The following is a 6,845-nucleotide window of genomic DNA, read 5'->3' as shown; positions in this document are numbered from 1 at the left end:
AGATGATCGAGCTTCGAAGGATTGAATTGGCAGATCTATTTAACTGCGTTCCTTCACAAATCAATTATGTGATCAATACACGCTTTACGATTCAACGTGGCTATTTGGTTGAGAGTAAACGTGGTGGTGGTGGGTATATCCGCATTGCTAAAGTGAGAATGTCGGATAAAAAACAAATGCTTGAACGAATCAACTTGCTATTTGGCGAAACAATCAATGAAAAAAATGCCTACGCCATTATTCAGAAACTATATGAAGACCAAATCATTACCAAAAAAGAGGGAAACTTGATGTTGAGTGCGATTGCTAAAAATACATTGAACATCAACGAGACAGAAGATTATACGCGTGCTCGAATTCTACGAGCCTTTTTAGAACGATTAAGCTATGAAGATGGGGAGTGAAATTTAAATGGCAGAAATATTTACAGAAAGAGCACAACGTGTGTTAGAAATTGCCCAAGAAGAAGCAAAACGCTTCAAACATCAAGCGGTAAGTTCAGAACATATATTATTGGCTTTAGTGATCGAACCCAACGGGATTGCTGGGAAAGTATTACGAGAGATGAAATTGAATGAAAAAGATATTTATGAAGAAATCGAGCATTTAGTCGGTTATGGGACAGTGAAAACTTATGCAAAAGGTGTATTTCTCCCTTATTCTCCTCGAATGAAACAAATTTTTGCTTTGGCAAATAGCGAAGTAAATAAAATGGGTGCACAAAAAGTGGGGACCGAGCATATTTTACTTAGTCTACTAAAAGATGAGAGTATCATGGCCACTCGTATCATGATCAACTTAGGAATCAGTTTGAGCAAAGTTCGTCAGTCATTGAAACGCACGATGGGTACGGACACGAGTACCGGTGGTATTCGCCGTCGAAATCCACAAGAAAAGCGAGCAATGACACAAGGTACTCCTACGTTGGATTCATTAGCTAGAGACTTAACTAAGTTAGCAAAAGAAAACAGATTAGATCCAGTCGTAGGGCGTTCAAGAGAAGTCAAACGGTTGATCCAGATACTTAGTCGCCGAACAAAAAACAACCCTGTTTTAGTTGGAGAACCCGGGGTCGGTAAAACTGCGATTGCAGAAGGATTGGCTCAAAAAATCATTTTAGGTGAAGTACCTGAAGAGATGAAAGCAAAACGTCTGATGATGTTAGACATGGGGGCGTTAGTCGCTGGGACGAAGTATCGGGGAGAATTTGAAGATCGAATGAAAAAAGTCATTGATGAAATTTATCATGATGGTCAAGTTATTCTCTTTATTGATGAATTACACACATTGATTGGTGCTGGTGGTGCAGAAGGTGCCATCGATGCATCGAATATTTTGAAACCAGCGTTAGCACGTGGAGAATTACAGACGATTGGTGCGACAACATTAGACGAATACCAAAAATACATTGAAAAAGACTCGGCATTGGAGCGACGCTTTGCACGTATCCAAGTAGATGAACCGACAGCAGATGAAGCGGAAGAAATCTTACGTGGTTTACGTTCACGCTATGAGGAACATCATCATGTGGAGATCACCGATGAAGCAGTACGAGCGGCAGTAAATCTTTCTGTTCGATATATCACTTCCAGACAGTTACCAGATAAAGCGATCGACTTGATTGATGAATCGGCAGCGAAAGTTCGATTGGAACAAGCGGATGATTTGTCAGAAACGACGATACTGAAACAAGAAATCGATCAAGTGAATAAAGAAAAAGAACAGGCGATTCAAAAACAAGATTTTGAAACAGCTGCGCATTTACGTAGACAAGAAAAAAGCTTAATGAAAAAACTAGAAAAACGTTTAGCGATTGAAGCAAAACATAAAAATGGCTTTGCGGATCGGGTGACTGAAGAAGATGTAGCTACAGTTGTTTCGGAGTGGACAGGTGTACCATTGCAACAGTTAGAAAAGAAAGAAAGTCAACGATTACTGGAACTAGAAGCATTGCTTCACGAACGTGTTGTTGGACAAGATGAAGCGGTCAAAGCTGTTTCTCGTGCGATCAGACGAGCGCGTAGTGGCTTAAAAGATCCCAATCGCCCGATTGGTTCCTTTATGTTTTTAGGCCCAACAGGAGTCGGAAAAACAGAATTGGCGAAAGCATTATCAGAAGTAATGTTTGGGGAAGAGGACGCATTGATTCGTGTCGACATGTCTGAATTCATGGAAAAGTATAGTACGAGTCGTTTGATCGGTTCGCCTCCAGGCTATGTGGGTTATGATGAAGGTGGACAATTGACGGAAAAAATTCGTCAAAAACCTTACTCAGTTATCTTGCTAGATGAAGTGGAAAAAGCTCATCCAGATGTCTTCAATTTATTATTACAAGTGTTAGATGACGGTCATTTAACAGATGCTAAAGGAAGAAAAGTAGACTTTAGAAATACGATCATGATCATGACTTCTAATATTGGCGCTACCCAAATCCGTGAGGAAAAAAATGTTGGATTCAACGTCCAAGATATTACTAAAGATCATCAAGCGATGCAAAAACGGATACTTGAAGAGCTGAAGAAAGCTTTCCGCCCTGAATTCTTGAACCGTATTGATGAGACAGTCGTTTTCCATTCATTAACAAAAGATGAAGTCCATGCGATTGTTCAAATCATGAGCCAATCGATCGTCAAACGGTTGAAAGAACAAGATATCTTAGTGAAAATCACACCAGCAGCAGTTGATGTGATTGGGAAAGTCGGTTTTGATCCAGAGTATGGTGCACGACCACTAAGACGGGCATTACAAAAAGAAGTAGAAGATCGTTTGAGCGAAGCATTACTTGGAGGCGAGATCCATTTAGGAGATCAAATCACTGTCGGCGCTTCGAAGGGCAAAATCACAGTGAATGTGCGTGAACCTAAGAAAATAACTGTTAAAGTATAATGACAGAGTGAGATCGCAACAGAAATAGCTAGCTCTGATAGACAAGCCAGAAACCCAAAAATCATTTGAATTTTTGGGTTTTTTGGTTTTCTAAAGGAGTTATTTCTAAATCAATGGTGAAACAATAGATAAGCCAGAAATTATTTTACAGTATCGTTACAATCAATAATAAATGTAAGAAGTATTGGAAAGTTTTCAGAGCTGTGCTACTATTATGGAGTTGTAGGAGGAGGAAATGATGATCGAAATCATAACTACTATAGAATCAATGAAACAAGCAGAAGAATTGCTTGAAGCAGGAGTGGATACCTTATATTTTGGGGAAGAACGCTTCGGTCTACGCTTACCAGCTTCTTTTACAAGAGAAGAACAACGCGAATTAGTTGCGCTGGCACATCGTTACGGTAAAAAAGTAAATATAGCTGTCAATGGGATCATTCATCCTGAAAAAATGAAAAAAGTCCCAGAGTATCTGCAATTTTTAAAAGAAATCAATGTGGACATGATCACAGTTGGTGATACTGGGATTATCTATACCATGAGAAAAAATCCAGAGTTGAGTATCCCTTATGTTTTTGATGCAGAAACATTAGTGACGAGTGCACGTCAAATCAATTTTTGGGCAAAAAAAGGGGCGATTTCTGCTGTTTTAGCACGTGAAGTGCCATTTGATGAGATGAAAGAAATGGAACATAAGTTACAGATTCCTGTGGAAACACTTGTGTATGGAGCTACATGCATCCATCAATCGAAACGTCCACTGTTACAGAATTACTATAACTACACGCAACAGGACGAAAAAAAAGATCGTGAAAGAGGACTCTTTCTCGCTGAACCTAAAAAAGAAGATACACATTATTCGATTTATGAAGATTCACATGGTACGCATATTTTTGCGAATAATGACATCAATTTAAGTAATGAACTCCCACAGCTTTATGCCCATCATTTCCGTACCTGGAAATTAGATGGCGTTTTTACGCCTGGTGAAGCATTTGTTGAGATCACTAAATTATTTGTTGAGGCAAAAAAAGCATTATTAGCAGACACATGGACAGAAACGTTAGCACAAGAAATGACGAATAAGATCAACGGATTACATCCAACGAATCGAGGACTTGATACAGGTTTCTTTTATATTGATCCTGAATCTATCAAGTAAGGAGTATGGTGAAATAAAATGACAACAAAAAGAAAATTAAAACGTCCGGAAGTTTTAGCACCAGCCGGTACGCTTGAAAAACTAAAAACAGCTATTCATTATGGCGCAGATGCTGTGTATATTGGTGGTAATGCTTATGGGTTACGTAGTCGCGCAGGAAACTTTACCTATGAAGAAATGGCAGAAGGCGTTGCATTCGCAAAAGAACATCAAGCGAAAGTGTATGTAGCAGCAAATATGGTCACACATGAAGGAAATGATGAAGGAGCCGGTGAATTTTTCCGTAACCTGCGCGATGTGGGGATTTCAGCAGTGATCGTCTCTGATCCAGCACTTATTGAGATCTGTGCCACAGAAGCCCCTGGCTTACCTATCCATCTATCGACTCAAGCTTCTGCTACCAACTATGAAACATTGGAATTCTGGAAAGAAGAAGGCTTGGAACGTGTAGTTTTAGCTCGGGAAGTTTCGATGGAAGAAGTCGCTGAGATACGTCGACATACGGATGTAGAGATTGAAGCATTTATTCATGGAGCAATGTGTATCTCTTATTCAGGACGTTGTACATTGTCGAATCATATGTCGATGCGTGATGCCAATCGTGGAGGCTGTTCACAATCTTGTCGTTGGAAATATGAATTGTATGATTTGCCATTTGGACAAGAGAGAAACTCTTTGACAGATGCTGGCGAGATTGAAGAAGAGTTTTCGATGAGTGCAGTAGATATGTCGATGATCGAACATATTCCTGACTTGATTGAAAATGGCGTAGATAGTTTTAAGATCGAAGGTCGAATGAAGTCGATCCATTATGTATCAACTGTCGCAAATGTCTATAAAGCAGCTGTAGATAGTTATATGGAAGATCCTGAAAACTATGTTTGCAAACAAGAATGGATCGATGAGTTATGGAAAGTGGCTCAACGAGAACTAGCAACAGGGTTTTATTACGATACACCTAGCGAAAATGAACAATTATTTGGTGAACGTCGTAAGATCCCTGTGTATAAATTTGTCGGAGAAGTCTTATCTTATGACGAGGAGACGAAACAAGCGACAATCCGTCAGAGAAACCTCTTTTCTGTAGGGGATGAAATCGAATTTTATGGGCCTGGATTTACTCACTTTAGTCAAATGGTTGAGGTAATGCACAATGAAGAAGGAGAATCCATTGATCGCGCACCAAATCCTATGATGATTTTGACTATGCCAGTCACACAACCAGTTAAACCTGGAGATATGATTAGAAAAAGAAAATAATTTTTTAAGCAATCAAGCGAAATGAGCATCTCGTCAACAGAATGACTAGAAACGTGCTACACTTATTTTTTGTAAGAGCTGATAAAAAAGTTTATGGAAAAATAAGCGGTAGGATTTGGCATCAGCTGCTAAAAGGAGGAACAAGATGAAAACATATGATTATATTGTCATTGGCGGAGGATCTGGAGGCATTGCTTCAGCGAATCGTGCCGGTATGCATGGAGCGAAAGTATTATTGATTGAAGGCAATGAACTAGGTGGCACGTGTGTCAATGTCGGATGTGTTCCAAAAAAAGTCATGTGGCAAGCAAGTACGATTTTAGAAACGATCGAACGTGATGCTTCAAGCTATGGTATCCAAGCAGACGTCAAACATGTTGACTTTAAAGAACTGGTAGAGAAGCGTGAGAAATACATTGATTTCCTTCATGGCGCTTATCAAAGAGGCTTAGATAGTAATAACGTTGAAGCAATCAAAGGGTATGCTCGCTTTGTAGATAGTCAAACCGTCGAAGTAAACGGTGAAAGCTATCAAGCGAATCATATTTTGATTGCAACTGGTGGTAAGCCAAGCAAAATGATGATTCCTGGTGGAGAATATGCCATTGATTCAAACGGCTTTTTTGCATTGACAGAATTACCAAAATCGACGATCGTATTAGGTGCTGGTTATATTGCAGCTGAACTTTCAGGTGTGTTAAATGGCTTGGGAAGTGAAGTGATGTGGGCGTATCGTAAAGAACGTCCATTACGTACGTTTGATAAAATGTTATCTGATAACTTGATTGAGATGTATCAAGAAGCAGGAATCCACACTTATGCAAACTTTACGGCTAGTGAAATAACAAAGAACGGGGATGTCTACACCGTTACCTTTGAAAATGGGGAAACACTAATGGCAGAGTGTGTGTTATTTGCTGGCGGACGTGTACCGAATACAGATGCATTAGGCATCGAAAAAACGAACGTTGAATTAGATGAAAAAGGATTTATCAAAGTGGATAAATTCCAAAATACAACCGATTCACACATTTATGCCATTGGTGATGTCATTGGGAAAATCGACTTGACGCCAGTAGCGATTGCTGCAGGTCGTCGTTTGTCCGAGCGACTGTTCAATGGCAAAGAAAATTCTTATTTAGACTATGATTTAGTTCCAACAGTCGTCTTTACTCATCCACCGATTGCAACCATCGGATTGACCGAAGAGCAAGCGTTGGCGACATACGGTGAAGGACAATTAAAAATCTATCGTTCACGATTCACGCCAATGTATTTTGCTTTAAACGATTATCGACAAAAATGTGAAATGAAATTGATCTGTGTGGGTGAAGAAGAAAAAATTGTTGGGCTGCATGCCATCGGTGTTGGTGTCGATGAAATGTTACAAGGTTTTGCAGTAGCTATCAAAATGGGAGCAACCAAAGCAGATTTTGACAATACAGTAGCCATCCATCCAACAGGCGCAGAAGAATTTGTTACAATGCGTTAAGTCGCTAGTAAGTTGAGGAAATACCCATATAGAAAAAGCAGACGG

General features: G+C 39.6%; 5 protein-coding genes (1 of these 5 only partly in view). All 5 read left to right on the top strand.

The features are described 5' to 3' along the window. Positions 1-404, top strand: partial view of a CtsR family transcriptional regulator gene (locus IGJ39_RS13700; RefSeq protein WP_010733901.1) — the 3' portion only. The gene continues 64 nt to the left of window position 1, outside the view; the window shows 404 of its 468 coding nt (coding positions 65-468); its start codon lies off the left edge, out of view; its stop codon occupies positions 402-404. Positions 405-411: 7 nt separating this feature from the next. Then, a complete protein-coding gene (locus IGJ39_RS13695) occupies positions 412-2,886 on the top strand; it encodes an ATP-dependent Clp protease ATP-binding subunit (RefSeq protein ID WP_019723384.1) in 2,475 nt (824 codons plus the stop codon). Between the two features lie 238 nt (positions 2,887-3,124). Further along, positions 3,125-4,048: a peptidase U32 family protein gene (locus tag IGJ39_RS13690; protein ID WP_019723385.1), complete on the top strand. Its 924-nt coding sequence runs from the start codon at positions 3,125-3,127 to the stop codon at positions 4,046-4,048. A gap of 18 nt (positions 4,049-4,066) precedes the next feature. Further along, the gene (locus IGJ39_RS13685; RefSeq protein ID WP_019723386.1) at positions 4,067-5,308 is read left to right on the top strand and encodes a peptidase U32 family protein; all 1,242 of its coding nucleotides are present in this window, start codon (positions 4,067-4,069) and stop codon (positions 5,306-5,308) included. A gap of 145 nt (positions 5,309-5,453) precedes the next feature. Next, positions 5,454-6,800, top strand: coding sequence for a glutathione-disulfide reductase (gene gor / locus IGJ39_RS13680; RefSeq protein WP_019723387.1), 1,347 nt, complete (start codon positions 5,454-5,456; stop codon positions 6,798-6,800). The last annotated feature ends 45 nt before the right edge of the window (positions 6,801-6,845 follow it).

Source organism: Enterococcus sp. AZ140, assembly GCF_051714405.1.
Taxonomy (GTDB): domain Bacteria; phylum Bacillota; class Bacilli; order Lactobacillales; family Enterococcaceae; genus Enterococcus_B; species Enterococcus_B pernyi.
Note: the sequence above shows the minus strand (reverse complement) of the source record. Positions and strands in the feature narration are given on the sequence as shown.

Bases quoted from the DNA above. Each gene is read 5' to 3' on its own strand.
- IGJ39_RS13690 (WP_019723385.1), top strand. From the start codon at position 3,125: ATGATCGAAATCATAACTACTATAGAATCAATGAAACAAGCAGAAGAA.
- IGJ39_RS13685 (WP_019723386.1), top strand. From the start codon at position 4,067: ATGACAACAAAAAGAAAATTAAAACGTCCGGAAGTTTTAGCACCAGCC.
- IGJ39_RS13695 (WP_019723384.1), top strand. From the start codon at position 412: ATGGCAGAAATATTTACAGAAAGAGCACAACGTGTGTTAGAAATTGCC.
- gor (WP_019723387.1), top strand. From the start codon at position 5,454: ATGAAAACATATGATTATATTGTCATTGGCGGAGGATCTGGAGGCATT.